Raw genomic sequence first — 25,561 nt, 5'->3', positions numbered from 1 at the left:
GAGCGGACAGGATCCCGCGGGCATGTTGTCTAACCTTCGCATTCCAAACAGTAAGCGTGGCCGCTCGATTCGTGGTCGATTTGGGAGCGGTGGCGGACCAGAAAGCAGGAATAGCGGTGAATTGGTCCTAGCCTGGGGACGATCTGTAAGATCAGCTCCTCGGCGAGAAAGTCCCATCCAGGGACGATGACGTCCTCCATGGTGTCAGCGTCATCCAGTTCACGGATGACACTGCGGGCATCCGGGGCGCTTGCGGATTGGAGTCCCTTCGAGGGAGTTGTCCTGTGTTTCCTGACGTCGGAGCGTACTTCGTCGTAGTCAGTTGCGACGTAGGTCTTCTCATTCTGCCGTTCTTATCTGACGGGATGCAGGCAGGCCCGCCCCGCGGCACGGGCGGCAAATCGCGGGCCAACGTCTAATCGGGGATGACATCTGCTGTCATGGATTTCGGGGGCCCGGGATCTGGCACACCGAGGAGGGTACGAAGCGGGCCTGCTCCTTCCTTTCTTCCCTGTAACTCTTGACGATGCCGTGGCCTTCTCCGTGGCCGAGCCGTGAAATGACGATCGGGCCTGAGGGCAGGACGATCCGGAGGGTCTCTCCGGTGATTCTCTTACCCAGCGACAGTGCTTCAATGGATCCGTGCGGGGCATCGAGGACAGTAGGCGATCCGAGGCCGGACGCCTCGATGACGAGGAGGCGACTGGTCGTCAGGACAACGTACCCGGCGGTCTCGTTCAGGTGCCCCCTCCCGATAGCCCGGACGGTTTCGTCTCGCGACAGCACACGGACGATGACGCGTAACGTAGCCCGCCCTCCCAAGGAAAGACCGGCCCTCACCGCGGCGTCCTCAAGGCCGTGGTAGTACATGACCCCCTCCGGCAGCGTGTCCTCGATGTGGGCCAGGTGTTGATGGTTCAGCGGCCCGGCGCCTGGCGTCCAGACCACGTCGGTCCCACGCGCAGACGGCAATACGGTAGCGGTAAGCCGCGCGGTTCGGCGTCGCTTGCGGAACGAAAAAGGCACCTCGATATTGATACGGTTCTCATCGCAGGACCTAGCCCTGAAACCTGATTCGACTGCGGCACCGCGGATGTGGTCCAGGGTGGCGTCTATACCTGTGAGCATCGTCCAAAGGACAGTTTCGGGAGCTGATGGCATCTGGATACTTTCCGAATAGTCGTGGCGGTGGGGTTCTCCGAACAGGCAAAATGCGGAACCGCGCCTGGGAGGAATAGCGCCTGGGAGGAATATTGGTCGGGAGACTGGCTGGCTTCGAGGGATCGCCCTTTACGTGTCATGACTTTCGTCATTTCCACTTGTTGACGACCGGTTCCGCTGTCCCCAGTGGTCCCAGTCCGCCGGAAGCACGGAGGGGCGGCCCAAGAGGTAGCCTTGGCCGGCGTTCACTCCCAGCTCGGCAACCGTGGCAAGTTCTGCATGGGTTTCGATTCCCTCGGCGACAAGACTTGCCCCAATTTGTGACGAGAAGCTGACCATTGCCGCGCACAGGGCTCTCTGGTTGGGGTTGTTGTCGATTCCCGCCACAATTGTCCGGTCAAGTTTGATCAGCTCTGGGCTGATCCTCAGGATGTGGCGCATGGACGAGAACCCGGCGCCGACGTCGTCGATAGCTATGCGCAGCCCCGCGCTTCTTAGTGGGGCCAGTGCCGCTGCAAGACGTGCGTAGTCAGCTACTGCTGAGCGCTCAGTCAGCTCCACGACGATTCGCCCGGGTTTCAGACCGGAATCCCTCACGACGTCACGTAGCCTCGGATCAAGGCAGGCCGCCGGCGAGAGATTGAGACCAATATAGAGATGGGTCGGCAGCTCCACCGCAGCAAGCAACGCAGTTTCCAGGGCCAGGAATTCGAGTTCGGGGCCACGTCCAATTGAATCTGCCTCGTCGAACCAGTCATCCGGAGACCTGAAGGGAGACGTGACGAAACGAGTGAGCGCTTCGGCGCCGACAATCTCGCCGCTTCCCAAATCACGGATCGGCTGAAACGCCGTGATCAGTGTCCGAGTGGTGAGCAAGTGATCGAGGCGGTCGCTGATTTCCTGAGCCTCCGGGCTCTCTGCTGTGGAGATATCCAGCGGCCGCGCGATTCCCTCGAATCCTGCCCCGCGGCCTTCCCTGTCGAATCGGCGCCGGCCGACGACCTCGACGCTCAGTCGCCGCCCACCCCGGTGGCGGGCGGACAGCAAAAGCCCTTTCTCGCCCGCGCCTGCATCTGATTTCCGTGCGGCCTTGAGGTCGGCCACGTCGATGATGACACTGCAGGGGCGTCCCACCAGGTCGGAGGGCTCATAGCCCAGTAATTCCTGACTTGCGCGGCTGGAGAAAGTGAACCGACCGTCTGCTCCTACAGCCCAAAGCCATCCCCGGGTCGTGCTCAGGACCGTGTCCATGAGGCTGGCGGTAGTGAACGCCTCGATCCGATCACGGTGCTGTTGCCGAACAAGGCGCCAGGCGGCATGAAGGACGACCGGAAGGAGCAGGATCGAGGCGAGGGTAGACACCCTGGCGGGGACTTCGCGGCCACCCCATGGCTCAAGACCAAACAGGAGAGGCAAGAGTATTGGCAACGCCGATCCCAACTCAAGAGACAACACGGCCAGGAACCATCGACCGCCCGGTGTTGTCCGAGGTTGGCCGTGGTCAGCGGGCGCTGGAGACGTGACCGTCGAGCGTCGACGAAGTGAAGTTCCCAAGAACGGGTTATGCCGCTGCATCAGCCGTGAGGGCACTGTATTGATGTATCGCGTCTGGTGACATGAGAGTCTTCTTCTTCCGTGCTCAATTCGGGTATGGGTCAGCTGGAGTCAGCATCGGCAGACATCCGCCTGCCGATAACGTGACGGGGGGCGTATCGAGGAGCGGACTGGCCGGACAACGTCCTTGGCCTTATTCGGTCTCAGGCGAGATCGCGTTCCTGGGTGATCCCGTAGGGAACGTCGGCACTCAGGGTTACTGTGAACGAAGTCGGCCCATGCCGCGTCACGAGAATCCCGTGATTACCCTCCCTGAGAGCCCGCTCCTGAGCAGATCTTTCAGCGGCCTCGAGGCGTTCGGCGATCAGCTGGGGCTCATCTGCCGTGACGGGATAGGTATGCCCGGTTGTGGCGGTGATCATGGGTCGTTCCTGTCGTGGTAGCACTCATATTTAGGTCGCTCTCGCCGCAGGTGTCCCTTGGACCTGAGCTGCGCGTGCGGCTTGGAAGGGTCGTTTTGGATCGCGGGTGGGGCCCTCGCGGCACGAACGATCCAACCCTGCCGCCGGGATTTGCCCGGTCGGAAGCTGAGTGGCGGCTTCTGAAAAGCCTACGGTTGATGGTCTTTCAAGGAAGGGGGGCATTGTGCCAAAGTGTGCATTCTTTGATCCCGGGCAGATCACTTCGTGCAGGCGTCCCGTCAACCGAGCCGGGGGTCAGCGCGTCCTATGCCCATGGATTCGATTTCAGAGAAAGTCTCCGGAGTCCGGGACCAGCCCGGCTTCGATCGATCATCGTCTCGCTCCAGTTGCGCGAAGGCTGCCATGATCGTCGGCATGGCTGTGCCCATGGAACCGGTTGTGTCGAGTCCTTCGGTAGGAGACCGTCGCCAATCTCCAGCCTCTTCAGGGCCTTGGACAGGTGAGGGCGTTCCACCGTGGATTCGCTGACACCGTTGTCGGCAAAGGTCCAGGCCTGCGCCGGAGGCTCGAAGAGCAGTGAGCTGCCGGTCACGGTGCAGTTCCGCGGTGGAACCTCGCATACCCGATCAAAGCCACGGCCATACGGCGCCGCCATCCCAAGGGCAGCGCCATTCTTAGTTAGATAGTTGGAGAACCGCAGCGCCAGGACGGGCGAATCGCATCGCTAAGGCCAACGTTGATCCGGGGCCATTGAACCGTCAAGAGGCCGCGGCAGCGTGTACCGGCGGTTCCATGACACCGACGGGCGGTGGACGGTTCCACCTCTCCGGCGAGTTTCCCCTTGACTTCTCAGCTGCCCGTCATCAGTCTTTTCGACAACAGGAGGGGACGTCCGTCCGTTCCTGGCCCCGTGGAGGCTACTGATGTTCCGTGCAAGGTCGTTGATGCGTTCCGCACCCTCCGGCGACCGGGTTACGCGCCTTGAGCTATTCTTCGATCTGGTCTTTGTCTTCGCACTATCGCAGCTGTCCCATCATTTGTTGGAGTATCCCTCATGGGTGGGGGCCGGTGAGACGTTTGTGCTGCTTCTAGCGGTCTATAAGGTGTGGGTGTACACGACCTGGTCGGCTACATTGCTGGACACTTCACGGTTTGAGGTGCAGTGGATGCTGCTGATCGTCATGCTTGTCACACTGTTCATGAACGCCTCGATCGGCTCAGCGTTTGGCGCCTTCGGCTGGCTCTTTGCTGCGAGCTATCTCCTGGTCCAGCTGGGCCGAGGTGCGTGGATGCTCACTGTCGGACTTGACCGGACCACCCACGACCATTTCGTGCGCACGCTGATCTGGGGGTGTATGAGCGCGCCGTTTTGGATTGCCGGCGTCTTCTTCGGTCCGGAGCCGCGTCTGGTGTTTTGGGGTATCGCTGCCGCGATCGATCTGGGCGGCCATATGATGGCGCACCGATTGCCGGGCCGGAAAACCGAAGGAAGCCGGGTCCCGCTCCCGGGAGAGAGAATCTTTGAGCGGTTCGGGCTGTTCTACCTGATCGCGCTCGGCGAGACGATCCTTTCAACCGGCTTGGCGATTGCGGGCAACCTGGAGAACCCCTTGATATTTCTGACCGGGACCGTGGGTTTGGCCGGAAGCGTCGCGATCTGGTGGTGCTACTTCCATGGACTCGAACAGGACATTCTGGAAAAGCTTGCTTCCGTCGATGATCACTTCCGGCCCGGCATTTTGGCGGGCAACACCTTGGTCGTGTTGCTGGCAGGCCTGATCCTGGTGGCGGTTGGTGACCAGTTCGTGATCAGCGATCCGACCGCCCGCCCCGATCTGGCCACCATTCTACTTCTTTTTGGTGGGCCGGCTCTCTTCCTTGCCGGCCGGGGCTTTTTTATTCGACAGGTACTGGGCCAACGCCAAACATCTGATCTCGCGGGCATCGCAGCCTTGGTGGTGCTGGCAAATTTGAGCTTTGTCCTCCCGGCATTCGTTGCCGCTATGGGGGCCGTTCTTCCCCTCATAGGCGTGGCAGTCGCCGACACCGTGAACCGCCGCCGCCGAACGCAACAGGGAGCCCGCTGACGGTCTATTGGATGCCAGGGAAACGTATCCTGGGCCGGCTTTGACAGCCCAAGGAGGCTTCTGCCAGCCCCCCCCCCCCCGCCGTCCCGCGGTGCACCGCCAGCTCTTTCGCAGCCCGGGTCCTGTTGCAGGCTGAGCGGGTGTTGTCACCGGGATCGATCAGGCGGCAGTTGATCGCTGATACAGGCACGACGACGGGTCCTTCGTAACGTGGGTTCCGACCACTGCCGCCCCTTGACCGCCAGCACAGCTCGGTGGACTGCGTACATAGGAGCGGCTGTGGCGGTGATTCTGGATCAGCAAGATGAGCCAGCGTCCAAGCACCGGCGTCCCGATCCCCCGGGTCCGCACCGTGTCCATTGCTGCACCGGGAATAAATCCGTTTTCGTAACGTTGAGTCAAGTACACTCAACTCTCTTACGGAGGTTTCATGGCTGCATTTTTTGGACCGGCAGAGTCCGGCCACGGCTCGTTCGAAGAATTCCTTGCCCGCTACCTGCAGGGCCAGCGCCCGCCCGGCCCCGGGCACCCGATGAACATCACCCGGCTGCTGAGCCGGCGGACCCATGACGTGCTCGCGCGTGCCGCACAGTTCGCCGCGCAGCACGGTCACATCCATGTGGACGCGCTGCACATCCTGCGTGTCATGGTCGAGAGGGAACCGGCCGCCGACTACATCCGCCACGCAGGCGCGGAACCTGCTGCCATCGCCACGGCCGCCGAGGAGCGTCTCCCGGAGCAGGCAACCGCCAGGGCGGAAACGACGTCGGCCCTGACGCCGTCGGCCCAGCGAGCCCTTCTCGACGCCTACCAGGTTGCCCGGGCATTCGGCTCAACCTACATCGATCCCGAGCACGTGTTCTTCGCGCTCGTCGTCAACCAGGAGGCCCCGGCCGGGCAGGTGCTCGCCGCGGCCGGGGTGACGCCGGAGTCCCTGCAGTCCGGTCCGCGCGAGCAGTCCGCTCGGCGTGGGGCCGCGCCGGACGGCGCGGAGCCCGGACTGTCGCAGGCAACTGCCGCCGGGTCTGTAACCCCGACCCTGGACACCTACGGCAGCGACCTAACGGCACATGCCCGCGAGGGCAGCCTGGACCCGGTGATTGGCCGGAGCGCCGAGATCGAGCAGACCATCGAGATCCTGGCCCGGCGCACCAAGAACAATCCCGTCCTAGTCGGGGAAGCCGGCGTGGGCAAGACCGCGATCATCGAAGGGCTGGCCCAGGCGATCGTCGCAGGCGCCGTGCCCGAACAGCTCCGCGGCAAGCGCGTCATTGCCCTGGATCTTCCGGCCATGTTGGCCGGAACGCGCTACCGCGGTGACTTCGAGGAGCGCCTGACCAAGGCCATGGACGAGGTCGGTTCACATGCCGGGGAAATCATCCTGTTCATCGACGAACTTCACACGGTCGTCGGAGCCGGCGGCGCGGGGGAAGGCGGTATGGACGCAGGTAACATCCTGAAGCCGCGTCTGGCCCGTGGTGAACTTCATCTCGTCGGCGCCACCACCCTGAACGAATACCGAAAGGTGGAGAAGGACGCGGCACTGGAACGCCGCTTCCAGCCCGTACAGGTCGGCGAGCCGAGCATCGAGGACGCCGTACAGATCCTCGACGGCCTGCGCGGACGGTACGAGGAACACCACGGCGTCCGCTACACCGACGAGGCGATCCGCGCCGCCGTCGACCTCTCCGCACGCTACATGACGGACCGTTTCCTGCCCGACAAGGCCATCGACCTCATCGACCAGGCCGGTGCGCGGCTGAACATCAAACTCGGCTCACAGACCGACGTGGCAATTCTTCGCGAGCAGCTCGCAACCCTGGAAAAGTCCAAGAACGACGCCGCTGCCACGGAACGCTATGAAGAGGCCTCGCGGCTGCGGGACGAGATCGAAGCAGTGACCGGGAAGCTCTCCGCCGCGATTTCCAGTGCACCTGAGGCATCTGAAGGCGCCGGGGCCGTCGTCAGCGAAGCGGAGATCGCAGGGATCATCTCCCGGTCCACCGGAATCCCAGCCAGCCGGCTCACAGAAGACGACCGGGAGCGCCTGGCCGGGCTCGAGGAGGAACTGCATCAGCGGATCGTCGGGCAGGACGACGCCGTGACGCTGATCGCGAAGGCGGTCCGGCGTAGCCGCACCGGCATGGGGGACGCGGACAGGCCTGTCGGCAGCTTCCTGTTCCTCGGTCCTACGGGTGTGGGCAAGACCGAACTCGCCAAGGCGCTGGCCGGGTCGTTGTTCGGGGATGAGAATGCAATGGTGCGCTTCGACATGAGCGAGTTCGGCGAACGGCACACCGTAAGCCGGCTGGTCGGAGCCCCTCCGGGCTATGTCGGCTACGGCGAAGCCGGGCAGTTGACCGAACGCGTCCGTCGTAACCCGTACTCCGTGGTGTTGCTCGACGAAGTGGAGAAGGCCCACCCGGATGTGTTCAACCTGCTGCTCCAGGTGCTCGACGACGGGCGGCTGACCGACGGACAGGGCCGCATGGTGGACTTCCGCAACACCGTGATCATCATGACGTCCAACCTCGGCTCGGAGTTCCTGGCCAGCAAGGGCGGCGCGATGGGCTTTGTATCCAAGGCTGACGAGGGCAACGGCTTCGGCTCAGAGAAGGCGCTGCGGGACCGGGTGCTGGGCCGGCTGCGGGAGACGATGCGGCCGGAGTTCCTCAACCGGATCGACGAGATCGTCCTGTTTCGCAAGCTGGACCAGGCGCAGCTGCGCCGGATCGTTCGGCTGATGCTGAACCAGACGGAAGCCCGCCTGCAGTCCCAGGGCATCACTCTCGAGGTCAGTGAAACGGCTGTCGACTGGATCGCCGAACGCGGCTACGAGCCCGAATACGGAGCCCGTCCGATGCGCCGCGTGATCCAGCGCGAGCTGGACGACCGGATCGCGGATCTGTTCGTGGCGTCGGACCTTCAGTCCGGCGGCCAGGTGGCCGTTTCGGTCGACGGGCAGTCGCTAGTCGTCGAGGCCCGCCATGAGGCGATGCCGCTGGCGGCGTAAGGCACCCCCGGATCCGGTAACACGGCCGGGTACACAGGCCCACCCTGTGTGCCCGGCCGAAGCTGTTTGCGCCGTGCCGTATCGCTGTGCGGTATCGCCAAGACGGCGCCGTTCTCCGCGGACTCCATGAGGTGGTGGTAGATGTCGGTGATGCTTTTCAGCGACCGCCGTGGCGGGCAGCAGTCCATAATGAGTGCCAGCTGCTCCTTGTGCCCACTTCCCCGAACGGGCTAGGCCACCGCCTCCAGGGCTGCAGCGATGGGCTGGCTGCCGTCGCGGAACCCGATAGTCCGGCCGATTGCGGCGGGCAGCTCCAGGACGGCCGCAGCGACGAGGGCGACGTTGGCGCGGGCGGTTTCGGCAGCCTGCCAGGACTCGCTGACATGGACGTCTATCAGACCGCTGCCCGGCTTGTCCGTGAGCGCGCCGGGGCCGAGGATGGTCCAGTCCAGGCTGGTGCCGCGCAGGTAGGAGTCAGCGGCGGCCTTGGCCTCCGCGTAGTGGAAGAAGGGGTTATCCCGGGGCACCCCATGGTCCGGTCCGGCTCCAAGATAGGACACCATGACGTAGCGGCCGACGCCGGACTGGGCAGCAGCGTCCATCGAGCGGATCGCGGCGTCACGGTCCACGGCGTAGGTCCTCCCGGGGTTTCCGCCGCCGGCACCGGCCGACCATACGACGGCATCGTGACCCGAGAGTGCCTCCGCGATTTCCGCCGACGTCGCATTCTCCACGTCCAGGACGACTGGGGTGGCGCCGGTTGCCGCGACGTCGGACGCGTGTTCGGGGTTGCGGAAGATGGCGGTGACCTGCTGCCCGTCCGAAGTAAGGACTTTGGAGAGTTCCCTAGCCACTTTTCCGTGGCCGCCGATGATTGCGATTCGGGTCATAGACCATTCTGTCCCACGTCCCGGCATCCCGGCACCCTTTGCGCCATCAGATTCGGCGGCGTTGCCGGCGGCCTGGTGGCCAAAGTCATAGCGGAACCGGGTTATGTGGCCTTGATAAGACGTCGTCGATATTGCTGTCGCCCACCTGCCTAGGGTGCTCCGCGCCCAGTTGCACGCCGGTCAAGGTCGTGAACCCGGTCCCGACCCGGTGGCTGGAGTAAAGGAGCTTGCTGTCGAACCAGACCTGCACGTTGGCGGCGGCACCGTTGGCAGGCCTCCGGGCATGTCGAGGGCCTTCTGCAGCGCGCGGATAGTGGATGCGGCCAGGGCCGACGCTTAGCCATTGCCACACCGATCGGATCGGCCAGGTTCCGCAGTCACGCCGGGCACAGAACCCGCCAACAAGTCGCGCACGGTCATGCGCTTACCCGGATAAATGGCCATGAAAAGTCGAGCCATCAATGAGTGCAAGCCAGTAAGGGCCAACCACTCCCCCAGCCGGCGTCACGTCATGCATTAGCGGCCGTCCCCGCCATGAACGTGTATCCAGCGACACCTTTACCTAAACACGAGAGGAGGCAACGCCAACCAACAAAAAAGGCCCCCGAAGGGGCCGCAAGTGAACAGTTTGTACACACTCAGTGGCTCACAAGCCCCTGAACAGGGAAAGCACGTGCCCGAGTCAAGTGGGCGGGTGTCAGTGTCGCGTTAGCCGGGGCGGTCCTGGCGTCCCCTGACGGAGCAAAGCGGCTGGCCCTAGGTTTCTGGCTGTGGGTTCGGAAGCTATTTGGCCATGGGCCCCAAAGTGCCACCGTAAACGTTCCGGCAGTCCATTCGCACCTAGGTGCCACCAGCAGCCTGGAAGCCGAGTCGATGTGGGGGCCTGATTCTCCCCTGGAACATCGCATCAACATTCTTCTTGGCCGCGTCGAAGGGCTCAAAGCGGCCCTCAAGGAAGCTAAGGGGGAGCTGAGCGGCCGGTTAGACGTCCACAGCCAAAAGATTGCTGACCTGAGGAGAGCCATCGACGAGGCCCAGCTATCACTTCATAACCGAATCGACATCAACGAAGAAAAGGCTGCGCGAATCGATGCTTACGGTCTGCCGGTTATTGGCCTAGGAATTTTCCTAAGTGGTGTGCCCCAGGAACTGGCGTCAGTACCCTGGCTCGGTATTCCCCTTACCGTCATCGGCGTCGCATTGACAATCATCGTGCTGGTACTTGGTATCAGGCGGGGCGCCTGGTCTGGCAAGCTGTCCTGATGGACTTCAACCCGGACACTTGGGGAACCTTCGGGCAGTGGGCTTCGGCCGGACTGACTGGACTGGCATTTCTCACCACCGCCTTCGTCGTGGCCCGAGACACCAAGGTGCGCAAGCAATCCCAGGCCCGCAAGGTTGCCTTGATGCACCGATCCTAACCGCCAGCCTGCGTGCGGCCGGTCAAGTGGCGGAAGGTCCGGGATCCGGATATGCCGCTGCATTGGTCAGATCAACGTAGCGACGCGATCAGCGCCTCGATCCACAGCATGCCCCGACCAATTCGATAAGGTGCATACGGCTCTCCAGCCAACCACCGTGGGGGACGCATGAAGAAGATTGTCGGGACCGTATCGCTTGCCGCACTGACTATCCTGCCAGCGGCGGGTTGCTCTGGCGCCCCGAACGCTGAGGCCCCGGCAAGCACGATCGCTGCCGCCGGTGTGTCTAATATGCCCTTGAAGATAATGGAGACAGCCATTTCGGCCGGCCCGGCAGCTGTTGGCTGCGTAAAGCTGCATCCTCCACGAGCTGCGCGGGGCGCTCGCTGCCGCCCCGGCCTGTGCTGGGCCAGCGCGCTCAACAAACTCCTTGATGATAATTCGGAAGGGCGGTGATTTCAGCCAGCTTCAGCCGCGCCGGTTCGGCCCATTGCGACAATGTGTACTTCTACCGGAGTCAGTCAGTCACGGGCCAGCGCACCGATAGCGGATGTTATGACAAGCCGAATCGTGATTATTGGACCCGATGCACGCCTGCGGGCTTCACCGGTGGTCATTGCGCGCTATGGAAGAGGAACTCTCAAAACCTGCAAGTCGAATTCGTCGGTAGGCACGACACCAAACTGGTCAACCGCCTCGAACCTAGCAGGTCCCCATGCTTTGTGGGGACGGGTTGTGCTTTACTCTGTTGCTTCGACCTCTTCGAACACCAGCTGGCCCGTCTCAGGATCGACTTTGAACGCCGTGTTAGATTCAAGAGTCCGCGTCAGGATTTTTTCGTCGCTAATGTCGACAGATTTGAGGGTCTTTTCGTAGCGTTGCGCGACTGCGTCTTCGAGAGATTTAGCCTCCTGGTCGATCCGCTTCTGGTCGAGGCCCGCTCCGTGGGGCGACACCAGCGTGTTCATGTGGACGACCTGGCCGGATTCGGGGTCGTAGAAGAGCCGGGTCCAGATGACGTCCAGTTCTTCCGGTGCCTGTGGGGTTTCATCCATTTCTACGGGGCCTTCCAGGTTGTGAGTTTGCAGTTCGCGTAGGCGCGCATTTTCCCATCGACCCGTAGGCAGAAGGTCGCGGATCGGAGGCCTGAGACCCATCTACCGCTGGCCCCGTCCTGGAATGGGTCCTCACTCAGCCCGCAAAGGATTTGATCCGAGCCTTGGTTTCGGCATGTCTTCCAGATCCACGCCTGCGCAGTGCCCGATCCATCAATCTGGGCAAGGTTGACTTCCACGTAGGCCCAATTGGTGTCGTCGGGCATTGCCACGGTGGTGGAGGTCTCTATGGGTGGCAATAACGGGTGAGGGTTGATCGCTCTGAGTGGTTTCGCATTTATGCTTACGAGGGCCATTGGGCACCACCTGTCGTCGTGGGATATGACCTTTGCAGTGTGGCCCTCTCCAAATAGGTTCCGCAAGCCTTAATGAGTGGTCGGGCATTCCGGAAGAGTTTGCCGGTTGGCGGAGTCACCGGCCTGAGGCTGGAGCCCACGGATTTACTTGTAGCTTGCACTAACTGCATGCTTCTTGCATTCAACGCAGTCGAGTTCGGGTTTCCTGTGCCCACCGATTGCCCGGGCCGCTTGCTGGGGTTCGCCTCGATCCGGCTGCTGCACACGCCTTATGGGTCCGCGCTATTTTTGTTTTCGGATCGATAATCTGGGGCACCTTCGAAATGCTCCGCGAAGTCCGGATTGGCCAGACATCCCGGATCCTTGCCAAGTCCCGGCTTTCAATCGACGGCGGACCGCAGCACATCAGGAACACGTTCTAGCAGATCATGGGGAGGATGCCCAAAGCAGCCAGAGTCCATTCCCAAAAATCATGCCGTTTCACTCCCCCGTTGCCGATGGTGCCAAGAGTACACAGCCGACCTTCGCGAATGGCCAGAATAGTTCGGCACCGAATATGCACCAGGCACCGGAGCTAGGTCCGCAAAGCCACCTGTCAACGAAGTCGTCCTCGTAAAACACCAGTCCGGATGTCACTGTGAAAAGTTGCTCAATCGCGCAGTCCGCTTCGGGCAAGTCCGTCCGTTCATTGCAGAAATATGCGGGAACCCACTGGCGCAAGCCTCTGCCGTCTAGCCATTGATCGGCCGCAACCGCGCGAAGGGATCGCTACTGGTGAACCGGTGCAGATGCGAACGCAGCCAGACTCCCGCGACCCGCTCGAGGCCTGCCGCCATTCCTGGGGTGACGGCAGCTCGCGAGACGAGGCGACAAGACAAAGCTCTTGCCCAGGCATCTCGTCTCAGGCAAGACCGACCGCGGAAAGTTCATTGACGGCGTCATGATTTGTCGGCATCCTTGGGCTACGAGTCGTAACGTGGGCGGGCAGCACCGCTGACGTCAAGTATTCTGCAGCAAATAAGAAATGGCGGTTGAGTAAATGCATACCCCGAAACCAGCCGGTAGCCGACCATGACCGATCGGCGTCCAGAACCACCTGACGAAAGCCTCGGCCTTAACTGGGCTCAGGGCCTGCCTCCGCTCCGGAATGATGACGATATCCCAACAAACGCGGGAAGCCACCCGCCAGACGTCGAATCAGGTGATGATTCAGAGGTGCCACCGACTGCGTCCAGCCCGCGTTCAAACTCAGTTGAGGGGACGTAAGGGATGCCGCAGATCACGATCACCCAAGTCAAGACGGTGAACCAAAGGGGAGAGAACGCGACGCTGTTCAACAGCGTCTTCGATGCGTTGAGTTTGGAAATCCACGTGCGCGCGTCAGCTGACATATTGGCACTCCCAAATGCCGCATTCACCGCCGAGTTTCAAATCTTCAGTCCACAAAACCATCAGGTCGTCCGCAACACCTATAGGAGTAGTGCTTTTAACTGGGGAACGAATTTTTGGATCAGCGTGGGAAACAACTGGAGCCCCGGCCCGGAGATAACCAACCCACGCGATTGGGGAATAAATCATCTATTTGGCGACATCTTCGGATTTCGCGGAACGATCACCGCTCAGTATATTCCCCGACCAGGAGATGGTTGGTCATCTCTTGACGCTTTCGACATTTCACCGATGCGATGGTTCAGAGTACATCATCTAATTGGAATTTGAAGAAGTGGAAAGAGGCGGCCCCTTAGCCGTACTCTCGCTGTCGTCGGGATCTGATTGAGGGAAACGTGGCACGCTCCCACCGCCGAAACAGCAAGGACAGCGATGCCCGATACCCGGCAGCCGGATGCGGCGGTGACGGGAAAAATGATGGCTGCGGCAGCGGGCTAACTGGCGGGAACGCCATGGCAGCAGGACCCACGTACTCCTGCAAATCGCCCTCGAAGCCTGCCCCGCCTACCGACTGGCCAGACTCAGCGACCAATGATCAGCTCCGGATCGGTTGCCAGGTCATGCCGTTCCCCCCGCATCCCGGCATGAACAGGTACGCGAAGTCCTTCGCCCGGATTTACCGCAGAATCGTGAATTCTAGGTTGCTTCTCCGCATCGAGGATCGCGCGGAAGGCGCTAGGCGAGTCAAATCGGATAACGGTACCAATCGACAGTCCCGTCCGTAGCGATCAGGGCGATGGCGTGCAGGTCGCCGATGAGGCCGTGCTCCGCGATGGGCAGGCAGTGCGAATGAGGCGCCCCCTCGCGACCGGCGCCGACGTCGTGGCCCATCGGCCTACGCGCTGTCCGGGACCAGCACCAGCTTGCCCTTCTCCGCCGAGTGCTCGAGGAGTTCGTGGGCACGACGAGCCTCGGACAGCGGCAGTCGCTCGGCCACAACCGGGTGGATTTGCCCATGACGAAGCAGGTCGAGCAGTGCGCGAAAGTCTTCCCTGTACCATTCCGCGACGCGAGGACCTCCTCCCACGGCCATCGGTCGGGCAGGCTCATGCACTTTCTGGACACGGTAGGCGAAGACACGACGCCGGGGCCAGAGCAGGCCCAGAGCCGCGACCACCGCGGTGGCAACGTACCACTCGAGCCACCCTCGCCGGCTCTTGCGCCCGTGCGACAGCGTGCCGTAGTGGCCGAACACCACAAGTCTCCCCCCTGGACGCAGTGCCCGGAACGAGCGAACAGACAGCGGGCCGCCGATCCCGTCGAGCACAACATCCACTCCTTTACCGGGAAGTGAGCGCACCCGCGCCAGAAAATCTTCGGTCTGGTAGTCGATCGCCACCGCGCCAAGCTGCTCGACGGACACGCGATCCTTGGCTGAGGCAGTGCCGTAAAGTCGAAATCCAGCCGCCGCACCAAGTTCAAGGACCGCGACGCCCACCCTGCCGGCGGCTCCGTGCACCAGCACGGTCTCCCCTCTTTGAGCGTGCGCCACTCGGTGGAGCAGCTGGTAGGCAGTCATGTAGGGCAGGACAAGGCAGACAACCTCCGCCGGGTCGAGGTCCTCGGGCACCTCGACTGCTTCCGCCTCGGGCACACAAACGCGTTCCGCGTACGCACCCCAGACTGTCAATGCTGCAACCCGATCCCCTACACGCAGCCTGGAACATCCGGCGCCGAGCTCCTCTACAACGCCCACGAGCTCGTAACCGGGCGTAAAAGGCGGCTTCGGGACATGAAAATATGTGCCAGCCCGCAGCTGCGAATCCGTGAACGACACACCGGCTGCCAACACCCTGACAGCGACCTCGCGGGGGCCGGGCCGAGGATTCTCGGCCTCTACCACCTTCAAGACCTCCGGACCACCGAATCGTTCGACAACGACGCGTTTCATGGCTCCAACATTTCGCACACCTCGTCGCTGAGGTAGGGCCTTTCGACCGGGTGAGGACAAGAACATGCCAAACCGGCGGAACGCCGAAGCAAACATTCTGAAGTTGAAGTCAGTATCGACCCCGCTCCTGCCGTGCTCGCACGAGCCGTAGCCCAAGCCTACGAGGATGCAGTCGAATGGCGACTAGGCAGGTGGCATGAGCCGGGTCATTACCGACTCCGACCTGTGCTGGACAATCGTCCGCTTCATCGCCCCAAAAACGGCGACGCCACGGCAATCATCCGTACCGGGTTCTTCGGCGACGACAAAATCGGCTGGGGAATTACACGCGCGGACATCGCAGCCTTAACCACCGCCCAAATCAGCAGCGGGCAATACTCACGAGCCGTGCTCCGATCCAAGGACTTTCTCTGCAGAGTCGGCACCATCGGGGCGCCCCGGAATGGACGACGGCTCCATCGACATTGGCTATTCCTTTTTCCAAATTGCGGCTGAGCCCGGAATCTACATACGGTGGCCCGCTGTTCTGCCGGACTTCCCGGGCAAGGCGAGCGGATGACCGTGATGGCACGGTACAACGGGACCGACCCGTCTGTCCCCAGGGTCGAGGAGCCGGATTGCGACTCTCGCTGCGCCGGGCATGGATGCCGGCCATGCCTCCTCTCCGATAGCACCACGCTAACCCGGGACACGTGGCTCGTCACCGCCCCAATGGTCTCTCGTTTCCCGACGGCTCCAATGACGGATCGAAAATCCACCCTCGTTCAACGTTCCGGAGACACCTTTCGGCGCCAACGCAACCGCGCGAACCGGGCTGCTGTTCCGGGGTGACACTGGCGCCGTTGCTCTCTGTGGTCTTGTTGTACCGGAGTCTCCGGGATGTGTTGACGAAACATCCTGCCGGGCGTAGACCGGGCCATATCGGTTCATTCGCGGGCCGTCCATGATGGTCTGCTTGTTGTGAGGAGAAGGCCATGGCAGTCGCAATCATTATGGAATTCACCGGCGCCACCTTGGCGCAGTACGACGAGACCGTCAAAAAGATGGGTCTGACCCCTGGAGGTCCCGGTCCGTCTGGCGCCATATCCCATTGGGCAGTCGCTACAGAGAACGGACTGCTCGTCACGGATGTCTGGAAGTCCCGCGAGTTATACGACGCCTTCGCCAAGGAACAGATCGGCCCGATCACGTCCGAGGTAGGTTTTCCGGATGCTCCAAAGGTGACCTACTACGACGTCCACAGCTACTTCACTCCCGGCGCCGACGCCTGATCCCAGTCAAAATGCGGGCCTAATGCAGCTTGATCAGGTCATCGACCAGTTTCATCATGCGGTGAATCACTTTGCTAATGGCGACCCGGAACCCGCCAAGGCCATTTTCTCCCACAGCAGAGATGTCTCCCTTGCTAATCCTTGGGGCCCTCCGGTGGTGGGCTGGGAGCGCGTATCAGAGGCTCTCGACTCAGCCGCTGCACGATTTAAGGATGGACGCGTCACGGCTTTTGAGGCCCTCACCAAGCACGTCACTACCGATCTCGCCTGCTTCCTGGACATCGAACACTGGCAGGCCAAGGTCGGAGGAGGCGACAAAATATCGCCATTTGATCTGCGGGTAACCAGCATTTATCGCCTCGAAGGCGACACCTGGGCACTCGTGCACCGCCAGGCAGACCCGATCACCACACCGCAGGCCCCGGACGCCGTCTTGCGAACATGACGCCCGGGAACCACGCAATCCGTCCCCCGGGGTTTCTGACGCACGTGACCGGCCGAACCAACGGCCGTGCGCTCGGTGCCCAGCCCCACTGTTCCAGGCATGCCCCGTACCAGGGCGCGACATGCCCTCCCAAACATTCGGACGAAAACCATAGGGCACCCCGTTGTTTTCCCTGCTGGCGAGCCTGGGTCGCTGTGCCCGACAATGGCTCTGTTCCCCCGGAGGCCAGGGACGTGCAATCTGCGCAGGAAATAGGCGACGAAAGAGTCCTGTCCGCGATTATCCCTCTTGGGCTGACGTATTTTCCGCTTGGGGGAAGGCACCAGGGGGGCAGATCGGCGCATGCGACAACAACGTCGCAATGGAGTCTTGATTTCTGTGCCGCAGAAGAAATGTACTGAGTCGGACATTGTGGGAAACACTGGATGCTCTGCGCCGGTCCATCATCACCCGAACCGAGCGGACCCACCGCCGCCAGCGGCAGCTTAGGAAAAGGTAACAAACAACGCTCGAGTTTGAGAGAATCAGCTAAATGGCGCTGGCTGCGTCAAAACTTCACCGCCGCTGGTCAGCCAAACCATGAAACCTGAGCGGGCGCGAAGGTACGACTGGGCTCAGGGACGGAGGACGCATGCTGGAATCCTTCGACGAGGCTGTTACCGTGGCCGTCCCCGTCACCAGGGCCTGCGAGGGCTGGACGGGCTTCAAGTACTTCCCGGATTTCATGTCGGTTCCGGAGCCATCGCCTCCGGACGTCGGTCAGCGCTCCTCCCTCGATGAAATGTGGCCTGAATTCGATGCGGGCATCGGCGAGGTGGTCCCCCACCCTACAGCCTGGCTCTGTCTCAACGGACCCTTCCGAACTGGCGTTGTCGTTTTTTCGCCGCTGGATGCAGGCAACACCAGAGTCTCAGTACGCTTCGAGTGCAAGTCAAAGCACTCACCCGTGATTAGCAGGGCGGAGGTCTTTATGGCCCTCAGCGCGTTCAAAGACTTCATGGAATCCCCCGTGTGAGCCCGTAGGTCTGCCAGCTGCCACTCGTCCTCCGCGACTCTGGCCGCCTTCCAGCCCAGTGGTGCGGCTCCCATTGCAGCTCAGCCCGAGGGATTTCGAGGCCTGCCTCACGCCTGTGCCAGCCCTCGGAGCGGTCCGGATCTCCACCTGCCCCCCCGTTGCTTTGAATGTGTCCCAAAGTATCGGCTGGCCTCCGCGTCCTTCCAGGATCCAAAGGCTTCGTCAAAGCCGATGCCGTCGTCGGAGACGGAACTCCTGGCATCACGGAGTCCCTTGTCAGGCTGATCAACACGTTGGCTGCATGAGAGTGCATGGTGAAATGCCTGGCCAGTCAGCGAGGTCTCGTCCGAATAGGCCACCTGCCGTCCGGGTTCCGTACCTCGATGCGCAGTACACTTTCGCTTTTCAGCCAAGGCCTAACCTTGCGGTCAGGGTCCGAATTCTCGGTGGGCTAGCCGGTCAGGAATTCGGCGTGGATCCAAAATCCTGGAGGGAGTGCCACAAGTACCAGAGCGAGGACGCCCATCAGCTGGATCTTCACGACGGCGGCCCGGGCCTCGGAATGCTCCGCTCACCGATGGTCATCGGGCTGCAGCCCGCCGTGGCGGCGATCAGCGTATGTGGGCATCAGCGGTTTGCTGCCTGAGGGCTTTCAGCAAGGTGGCCAGTGAAACGTCCTCGGGCAGGACCGCGCAGTTACCCGCGGCGGCTGCCCGCCGCTGGGCTGCCGCCGTCGGCGCTCCCGCCAGCATCACGATGCGGATCTGGGGTGCAGTAGCAAGAATGCGCAGCGCTGCCGCTATGCCGTCATCATCGGGCAGGCGGTAGTCAATGATGACGACGTCCGGCGCCAGTTCGCGGACCAGATCAACACCCGCTTGTGCTGAGTCCGCGGCTCCGACGCTGTGCAAGTCCGGTTCCCGGTCCAACGCGCCGGCAAGCAGCTCCGTGAACATCCGGTGGCGGTTGATGGTCACCACGCGAATTCTGGGTGGGCACGGGGTGGCTCCTGCGGGGGGCAAGAAAGTGTCGGCCGTGGCCTCCAGCAACCTGGCATGGATGGACCGCAAGACGGAACCGGGGGCGCAGCCCATCTCCCGGTCCATGATCCGCCGGCACTGATCAAAGGCCCGCAATGCCTCCGTGGGCTGGCCGCTCTTCTCAAGTCCAAGAACCAGGGCCGTCCAGGCCCGCTCGCTGAGAGGATCATTCGCTACGGCTTCCCTGGCCCAGCTAGCGGCCAGCCCGGTCTGGCCGACTGCCAGGGCAGCCTCCGCCGCCAGAATCCGGGCATGGAAAACGCGGGCCGCATGGCGCGTACGCTCGTCTTCTGCCCAGCATGGCATTAGTTCATCTCCCATCAGCGGACCAGAGGCCAGGCCAAGAGCCTCCCTGAGAAGCACAATCGCGTGTTGCGGCACTGCGGACTCGGCCCGTCGTATTAGGGTCTCGAAGCGGTCCAGGTCCAGGTCCACGAGCGATCTGTCCAGCATGTAACCGCCGGTCACGGTCCGAAGCGGCCCGTCCTTGCCCAGTCCGGGCTGTAAATGGCGCCGCAGCACACTGACATAGCTTTCAAGGGTGGGGAGCGCCTCAGGCGGTGCCTGACCGGCCCAGAGGACGTCGATGAGGCGGTCCTTGGAAACGGGTGCGCCCAAGTTCAACAGTAGGAGTTGGAGAATTTGCCGCGGCTTCGGGCCGCCCAGCTCCCCGTATCCGAGGACCGCATCTCCGCGCCGGATCCGGAGTGGGCCGAGGATTCTTGCATCCAGTCGGCAAGGACCCCGCCGCGTTTCGACGGGCGACACTCGTTTGTTTGATTCTGCCAAATCTAATAAGGACACAGCGAGACCTGCGATTCAGTCGTGAAACTTTGGTCAATCGTCGCTATTCGGCGAGCAGGGGGCACGAGTAGTCACTACGGTCTTTTGTCCTTCAAGTGCACTTGTGTACCACTTGTCACGGCCTTCAAGGACGCCCGCTTCCTCGTGTGCCCAGAGCTTCACCAAGGTTGTTACAAGGTGCGCGGTTCACCATGACCTCATCCATCCCTCCTAACGGCAGGCATCTCATGAGACCCTTCAATTGGTTAACCTTGGGCTCGGCCGGCGGTCAGGCGTACGCGCGCCCGAGCACTGAAATCAACAGTTTCCACGCGCGACGCGGCCGGCACGCCGCCGCGCGCGTAGCAGCCGCCCGACCGACGCGGGTTCGTCTGGTCGCTGCCATCGCTGCCATCGCCATGCCCGCGGGCATGGGCCTGCCCGTTGCGGCCCACGCCGTCAACGCTCCAGTTGGCCAGGGCTTCACCGTGAGCCCCGCCGATTTGGCGTTCATCCTGCAGCAGATCAAGATCGCTGAGGCGCATGTCGCCAACACGACGTCCGAGACGGGCCCCTGCGGTGCGCTTATCGGCACGGGCCCCAACCAGCTGCCGAGCCCCCTGGTCTCCCAGGGGTTGCGCACGGTGGACGGCTCCTGCAACAACCTCGTGCCCGGCCAGGAAGGGTTCGGCGCTGCTGATCAGATCTTCCCTCGTCTGACGACGCCCGTGTTTAAGACTGCCGAGGCTGTGCCCGAACGCTTCGGCCCCCCAAGTATAACCTCGTACGCTCAAAAAAAGGGTTTGGTCTTCGACTCAGAGCCGCGCACGGTCAGCAACCTGATTGTCGACCAGACCGCGACCAATCCTTCGGCTGTGGAAGCCGCCGGCAACCCGGTGCGGACCCAGGGCAACGACGGCGTAGTCCCCTGCCCGGTTCCCCAGCCAACCCCCCCGGTCGCGGACTGCGTCCCCGCCGGGGAAACCCTGTTCATCCCGAACGTCACCACCGACGTCGGTCTCTCCCCGCCCTACAACTCACTTTTCACGCTGTTTGGTCAGTTCTTCGACCACGGTGTGGACCAGACGGTCAAGGCCGGCGGAACGGTATTTGTTCCCCTCAAGGCCGATGATCCGCTGGTCGCGGGCCCGGACCACATCTTCGGCAACACCGACGACCTGGACGAGGACTTGCGGTTCATGGTGCTGACCCGAGGCAAGAACCAGCCCGGCCCGGACGGTATCGCCGGAGACGATCCAGCGACGCCTGCCGACGAAAGCGCCGACGACGTCCAGGACGCGACCAACACGGACTCACCGTTTGTCGACCAGAGCCAGACGTACACATCCCACTCCTCCCACCAGGTGTTCCTGCGGGAGTACGTCAATAACGCCGACCTCAAGCCAGTCTCCACCGGCAAGCTGCTCGGCGGCCCGCTAGACAGCAACGGGAACCCCGGTCCCACCACCGGCGGTATGGCCACGTGGGCAACGGTCAAGGAACAGGCTAAAACCCTCCTCGGCCTCCAACTCGAGGACGCCGACGCCGTAAACATCCCCCTGATCGCGGCCGACGCCTACGGCAAGTTCATCCCCGGACCGCTCCGCGGCCTGCCGCAGTACGTCACGGCGACCGGACTGGTGGAAGGCAACCTTGCCGCCCCAGTGCCAGTGCCCGCCACAGTGAAGTACTTCGACACGCCGTTCCTGACCGACATCGCCCACAATGCGGACCCGACCAAGGCCTGCCGCATCGCACCCCGGGTCGAGCCTCAGGACCCCGCGTGCCTGCATCCGGACGACGATGACTCGGCCTCGGCCGACTTCGCCAGCCAGCCGGCAGGGACCTACGACAACGAGATGCTCGACGCCCACTTCGCCGCCGGTGACGGGCGCGTCAACGAGAACATCGGCCTCACGGCAATCCACCAGGTGTTCCACTCGGAGCACGACCGTCTGGTCGGCGACATCAAGACAACCCTCACGAACGACACGTCCACCCGCGGAGTCGCCGCTTTGGCCGAATGGCAGTCCGCATCGGGCGCAGCCGGCTGGAACGGAGAACGACTCTTCCAGGCGGCACGGTTCATCACCGAGATGGAATACCAGCACCTTGTGTTCGAGGAGTTCGCCCGCAAGGTCCAGCCGGCAATCAACCCCTTCCAGCCGTTCGCATTTACACAGACCGAGCTGAACCCGGCGGTCAAAGCCGAGTTCGCACACGCGGTGTACCGCTTCGGTCACTCCATGCTCACAGAGACGATCTCCCGCCGGAACGAGGACAAGCCCGGCGCCGACACCGTGTTCGGCACGTCCGATGACGTCCGCGGGAGCCAGAACGACATCTCGTTGCTCAAGGGCTTCCTCAACCCGCCGGAGTACACCAATGGCGGCCCCGAGGGCGCACTGACCTCGGAAGAAGCCGCCGGCAGCATCATCGCCGGCATGTCGGACCAGGTCGGCAACGAGCTGGACGAATTCGTGACGGACACCCTGCGGAACAACTTGCTGGGCCTGCCCCTGGACCTGCCGACGGTCAACATGACCAGGGCACGGTCCGAGGGCATCCCCCGTCTCAACCCGCTCCGCAGGGAGATCTTCAACGCGACCAACGACGGCGCACTGAAGCCCTACATCAACTGGGTGGACTTCGGCGAGAATCTGAAGCACCCGACGTCATTGATCAACTTTGTGGCAGCCTACGGCCGGCACCCATCAATCACAGGGGCTGGTCCGGATTCTGAATTGGGGACTCCTGACGACGTTCCGGCAACCCTGGCCTCCAGGCGGGAAGCTGCACGGCTCTTGGTCAACCCGGATGTCCTGAACGGGGACGTTGCCCCGGCTGACGCTGCTGCGTTCATGAACAGCACGGACGGCTGGGCCAACACCGGCGCCAACTCGACGACCGGCGTCGACGACGTTGACCTTTGGGTCGGTGGCCTTGCGGAGATAACGAACGTCTTCGGCGGACTGCTGGGCAGCACGTTCAACTTCGTCTTCGAGAACCAGCTCACCGACCTTCAGAACGGTGACCGCCTCTACTACCTGGCGCGGACACCGGGCATGAACCTCCGGGCACAGCTGGAGGGCAACTCATTCGCCGAGCTGATGATGCGGAACACGAACGTCAAGTCGCTCAAGGCGGATGCCTTCGCCACAGCGGACTGCAAGTTCGAGCTGAAGAATCTCGCCGGAAACACGGACGGCTTTGCCCTTCACGGCAACACGGTCCTGGACGACCCGGCCTCGGAATGCAGCGAGCCGGATCTGTTGCTCCGCCAGCCGGACGGCACCATCAAGTACCGTGCGCGAAACGCCGTAGACCCCTCCGGGATCAACGGCCAAAGCGTCTACAACGGCACCGCCGGCATCGACCGTGTTTACGGCGGCAACGACAGCGACACGTTCTGGGGTGGCCTCGGAAACGACGTCATCGAAGGTGGCGACGGCGCTGACATCGCCCTGGGCGGTGAAGGTGACGATATCATCACCGATCTTGCCGGTGACGATGTCCCGAAGGGCGGTCCTGGCAACGATGCTATCGATGCCGGACCTGGCCTGGACATCGTGATGGGCGGCGACGGCAAGGACTTCTCCAACGGCGGAGCCAACATCAACGAAACCTTCGCCGGCGCCGGTGATGACTTCATCATCGCCGGGCAGGGAGAAGACGCAGTGTTCGGTGACAGCGGCGATGACTGGCAGGAGGGCGGCGATCAGCCGGATCTCCTCCAAGGGGACAGCGGCAACCTGTTCTTCCTGGATGATTCCCAGAAACCGGGCCACGACATCCTCATCGGCCAGGGCGGCGACGACGACTACGACATGGAGGGCGGCGACGACGTTGGCCTCGCAGGACCCGGCATCGAGAAGGTCGCCGGAGCCTCGGGATACGACTGGGAAATCGGCCTTCAGGACCCGCAGGCACAGGACGCCGACCTGAGTCTCCCCATCCCGCCGCTGGACATCCTGCAGGTGGGAGTCCGCGACAAGTTCAACGAAGTTGAGGCGCTCTCCGGTGCGAACCTCGACGACACCCTTCGGGGCGACGACGTTGTTCCCAGCGCCGTCGGCGGGGCCGGATTCATCGGCTGCGACGTGCTGGACCAGGCGGGCCTGGACCGGGTTGCCGGTCTTGACGCCCTGGTCCCGGCGCTCAGCACCCCGGCGAACACCGTCATCGGGGTTTCGGCATCCCAGGACTGCCCGCTGCTGGTCCCCGGCAGCAACGTCTGGGGAGATGGCAACATCCTCCTCGGCGGCGGCGGAAGCGACCTGATCGAAGGACGTGGGGCCGATGACATCATCGACGGCGACAGGTACTTCAGCGTCCGGCTCAGCGTCCGCACGGACGCGAACAACGCGGCCACCGAAATTGGCAGCGCGGCCGGAATGACCACGAAGTACCAGCGGGACGGCGCCGGCAACCTCACCGGACCCACCCTCCAGGAAGCGGTGTTCGCAGGAACCGTGAACCCGGGCAACATCGTGGCAGTCCGCGAGATCCTGGCGGGCACCGGCGGCACGGACACCGCAGTGTTCTCCGGACCCCTGTCGAACTACTCCATCGTGTCTACGGCTGCAACGGCAACCGATCTGGCCAAGGTGACGGTCACCCAGACCGGCGCCAATGTGGTTGGCCAGCAGGCCAGTGACGGGATCGACACCCTGCGGAACATCGAGCGGCTGCAGTTCACCGACCAGGTGCTCACCCTGCAGGTGCCCAATGCACCGGCCATCGGCTCGGCAACCGCAGGCAACACGTCGGCGACGGTGACGTTTACGGCCCCGGCCGCCAACGCGTCATCGCCGATAACGGGCTTCGAGGTCGTCGTGAACACCGGCGGCGCGGCAGTCCAGACGGTCACCGGCGTTGCAGCGTCGGCCACCAGCGCCACGGTCCCCGGACTAACCAACGGCACCTCGTACACCTTCCAGGTGCGCGCGGTGAACCAGTTCGGCGCAGGGGCGCTGTCCGGGGCATCCAACGCGGTCACACCGTCCGCTGCGGCTCCGGGTGCACCGACCGCGGTCACGGCAACTGCGGGCGCCGCCTCCGCAACCGTGGCCTGGACGGCGCCCGCCAATGACGGAGGGTCCCCGATCACCGGGTCCCAGATCGAGGTCCGCACGGGAACCACTGTGGTCACCACCGTCTCCTTTGCCAACGCGGCCACCAGCCAGGTGGTTACCGGTCTGGCAAACGGCACCCAGTACACCTTCGTCGTCCGGGCGGTCAACGCCGCAGGAGCCGGCGCGAGGTCTGCATCGTCGAATTCGATCAATACCCCGAATACGCCGGGCGCGCCGGTGATCGGACGGGCACGGCAGGGGGCCAACCGCGGACCAATAACGGCCACTATCGACTGGACGCCGCCAGCGGCAGCAGGCGGATCCGCGATCACGGGCTACAAGGTAACGGCCCTGCGGATGAGTTCCGCCGCAGCCAACGCCACCGTGGTTTCACGGACGGACTCCGCAGTCCTTCCGGCGACGGCCAGGAACCTGGAGATGACCCTCACCAACAACAGCTACCGTTTCGTGGTGGTAGCCATCAACGCGGTGGGCAGCAGCCCAGAGTCCGCACGGTCCGGCAGCGTGACGCCGAGATAGGAGTCGGGCAGTTCAGCTAGCCGTCGAAGCTGGCAACTGAAGGGGGTGGCCCGCGGCCACCCCCTTCGGTGTGTGTGGGCAGTTGCCAGTGCA

The 25,561-nt window shown here is 63.0% G+C and carries 16 protein-coding genes and 1 pseudogene; 9 read left to right on the top strand and 8 right to left on the bottom strand.

Going from position 1 to position 25,561, the window contains the following annotated elements; translation table 11 throughout:
* Nucleotides 1-29 precede the first annotated feature (29 nt).
* The 4 genes and pseudogenes from LDO13_RS07635 to LDO13_RS07620 all read right to left on the bottom strand — a co-directional run.
* Nucleotides 30-329, bottom strand: a pseudogene (locus LDO13_RS07635) (DUF4193 family protein); the annotation flags it as partial.
* 109 nt (nucleotides 330-438) lie between these two features.
* Nucleotides 439-1,161: a hypothetical protein gene (locus LDO13_RS07630; protein WP_224049391.1), complete on the bottom strand. Its 723-nt coding sequence runs from the start codon at nucleotides 1,159-1,161 to the stop codon at nucleotides 439-441.
* Between the two features lie 129 nt (nucleotides 1,162-1,290).
* Entirely contained in the window at nucleotides 1,291-2,616 is a 1,326-nt protein-coding gene (locus LDO13_RS07625; RefSeq protein ID WP_224049390.1) for an EAL domain-containing protein, read from the bottom strand.
* Between the two features lie 302 nt (nucleotides 2,617-2,918).
* Nucleotides 2,919-3,137 carry a hypothetical protein gene (locus LDO13_RS07620; protein ID WP_224049389.1) on the bottom strand — a complete coding sequence of 73 codons (219 nt, stop codon included), beginning with the start codon at nucleotides 3,135-3,137 and terminating at the stop codon, nucleotides 2,919-2,921.
* Nucleotides 3,138-4,081: 944 nt separating this feature from the next.
* On the opposite strand from LDO13_RS07620, the gene LDO13_RS07615 reads away from it, so the two are divergent.
* Nucleotides 4,082-5,224, top strand: coding sequence for a low temperature requirement protein A (locus tag LDO13_RS07615; protein ID WP_224049388.1), 1,143 nt, complete (start codon nucleotides 4,082-4,084; stop codon nucleotides 5,222-5,224).
* A gap of 430 nt (nucleotides 5,225-5,654) precedes the next feature.
* Nucleotides 5,655-8,237: an ATP-dependent Clp protease ATP-binding subunit gene (locus LDO13_RS07610; protein ID WP_224049387.1), complete on the top strand. Its 2,583-nt coding sequence runs from the start codon at nucleotides 5,655-5,657 to the stop codon at nucleotides 8,235-8,237.
* A gap of 230 nt (nucleotides 8,238-8,467) precedes the next feature.
* Here the strand turns inward: LDO13_RS07610 and LDO13_RS07605 are convergent, their stop codons facing one another.
* Nucleotides 8,468-9,127: an SDR family oxidoreductase gene (locus LDO13_RS07605; protein WP_224049386.1), complete on the bottom strand. Its 660-nt coding sequence runs from the start codon at nucleotides 9,125-9,127 to the stop codon at nucleotides 8,468-8,470.
* An 873-nt stretch (nucleotides 9,128-10,000) separates the two neighbouring features.
* Between LDO13_RS07605 and LDO13_RS07600 the strand changes: the two genes are divergently transcribed.
* Both LDO13_RS07600 and LDO13_RS07595 read left to right on the top strand, forming a co-directional pair.
* Nucleotides 10,001-10,390: a hypothetical protein gene (locus LDO13_RS07600; protein WP_224049385.1), complete on the top strand. Its 390-nt coding sequence runs from the start codon at nucleotides 10,001-10,003 to the stop codon at nucleotides 10,388-10,390.
* Nucleotides 10,390-10,548, top strand: coding sequence for a hypothetical protein (locus LDO13_RS07595; protein WP_224049384.1), 159 nt, complete (start codon nucleotides 10,390-10,392; stop codon nucleotides 10,546-10,548). Before LDO13_RS07600 ends, LDO13_RS07595 begins: the two co-directional genes overlap by 1 nt.
* Before the next feature lie 740 nt (nucleotides 10,549-11,288).
* On the opposite strand, the gene LDO13_RS07590 is transcribed toward LDO13_RS07595, so the two are convergent.
* Nucleotides 11,289-11,603, bottom strand: coding sequence for a hypothetical protein (locus LDO13_RS07590; RefSeq protein WP_224049383.1), 315 nt, complete (start codon nucleotides 11,601-11,603; stop codon nucleotides 11,289-11,291).
* A 1,625-nt stretch (nucleotides 11,604-13,228) separates the two neighbouring features.
* Between LDO13_RS07590 and LDO13_RS07585 the strand changes: the two genes are divergently transcribed.
* Nucleotides 13,229-13,678: a hypothetical protein gene (locus LDO13_RS07585; RefSeq protein WP_224049382.1), complete on the top strand. Its 450-nt coding sequence runs from the start codon at nucleotides 13,229-13,231 to the stop codon at nucleotides 13,676-13,678.
* Between the two features lie 565 nt (nucleotides 13,679-14,243).
* Here LDO13_RS07585 and LDO13_RS07580 read toward each other — a convergent pair.
* Nucleotides 14,244-15,299, bottom strand: a complete 1,056-nt coding sequence (locus tag LDO13_RS07580; protein ID WP_224049381.1) for a medium chain dehydrogenase/reductase family protein — start codon at nucleotides 15,297-15,299, stop codon at nucleotides 14,244-14,246.
* A 974-nt stretch (nucleotides 15,300-16,273) separates the two neighbouring features.
* Here LDO13_RS07580 and LDO13_RS07575 point away from each other — a divergent pair.
* The 3 genes from LDO13_RS07575 to LDO13_RS07565 all read left to right on the top strand — a co-directional run bounded on the left by LDO13_RS07575 (nucleotide 16,274) and on the right by LDO13_RS07565 (nucleotide 18,030).
* Nucleotides 16,274-16,570: a hypothetical protein gene (locus tag LDO13_RS07575; RefSeq protein ID WP_224049380.1), complete on the top strand. Its 297-nt coding sequence runs from the start codon at nucleotides 16,274-16,276 to the stop codon at nucleotides 16,568-16,570.
* Nucleotides 16,571-16,592: 22 nt separating this feature from the next.
* On the top strand, nucleotides 16,593-17,015 hold the full coding sequence (locus tag LDO13_RS07570) for a nuclear transport factor 2 family protein (RefSeq protein WP_224049379.1): 423 nt from the start codon (nucleotides 16,593-16,595) through the stop codon (nucleotides 17,013-17,015).
* A gap of 631 nt (nucleotides 17,016-17,646) precedes the next feature.
* Complete coding sequence (locus tag LDO13_RS07565; protein ID WP_224049378.1) at nucleotides 17,647-18,030, top strand: hypothetical protein; 384 nt, start codon at nucleotides 17,647-17,649, stop codon at nucleotides 18,028-18,030.
* A 611-nt stretch (nucleotides 18,031-18,641) separates the two neighbouring features.
* Here LDO13_RS07565 and LDO13_RS07560 read toward each other — a convergent pair.
* Nucleotides 18,642-19,838 carry a BTAD domain-containing putative transcriptional regulator gene (locus LDO13_RS07560; protein ID WP_224049377.1) on the bottom strand — a complete coding sequence of 399 codons (1,197 nt, stop codon included), beginning with the start codon at nucleotides 19,836-19,838 and terminating at the stop codon, nucleotides 18,642-18,644.
* 446 nt (nucleotides 19,839-20,284) lie between these two features.
* On the opposite strand from LDO13_RS07560, the gene LDO13_RS07555 reads away from it, so the two are divergent.
* Nucleotides 20,285-25,468 carry a peroxidase family protein gene (locus LDO13_RS07555; RefSeq protein ID WP_224049376.1) on the top strand — a complete coding sequence of 1,728 codons (5,184 nt, stop codon included), beginning with the start codon at nucleotides 20,285-20,287 and terminating at the stop codon, nucleotides 25,466-25,468.
* Nucleotides 25,469-25,561 lie beyond the last annotated feature (93 nt).

The organism is Arthrobacter sp. NicSoilB4 (assembly GCF_019977335.1).
Lineage (GTDB): Bacteria > Actinomycetota > Actinomycetes > Actinomycetales > Micrococcaceae > Arthrobacter.
This window is presented reverse-complemented; position numbering and strand designations above follow the sequence as displayed.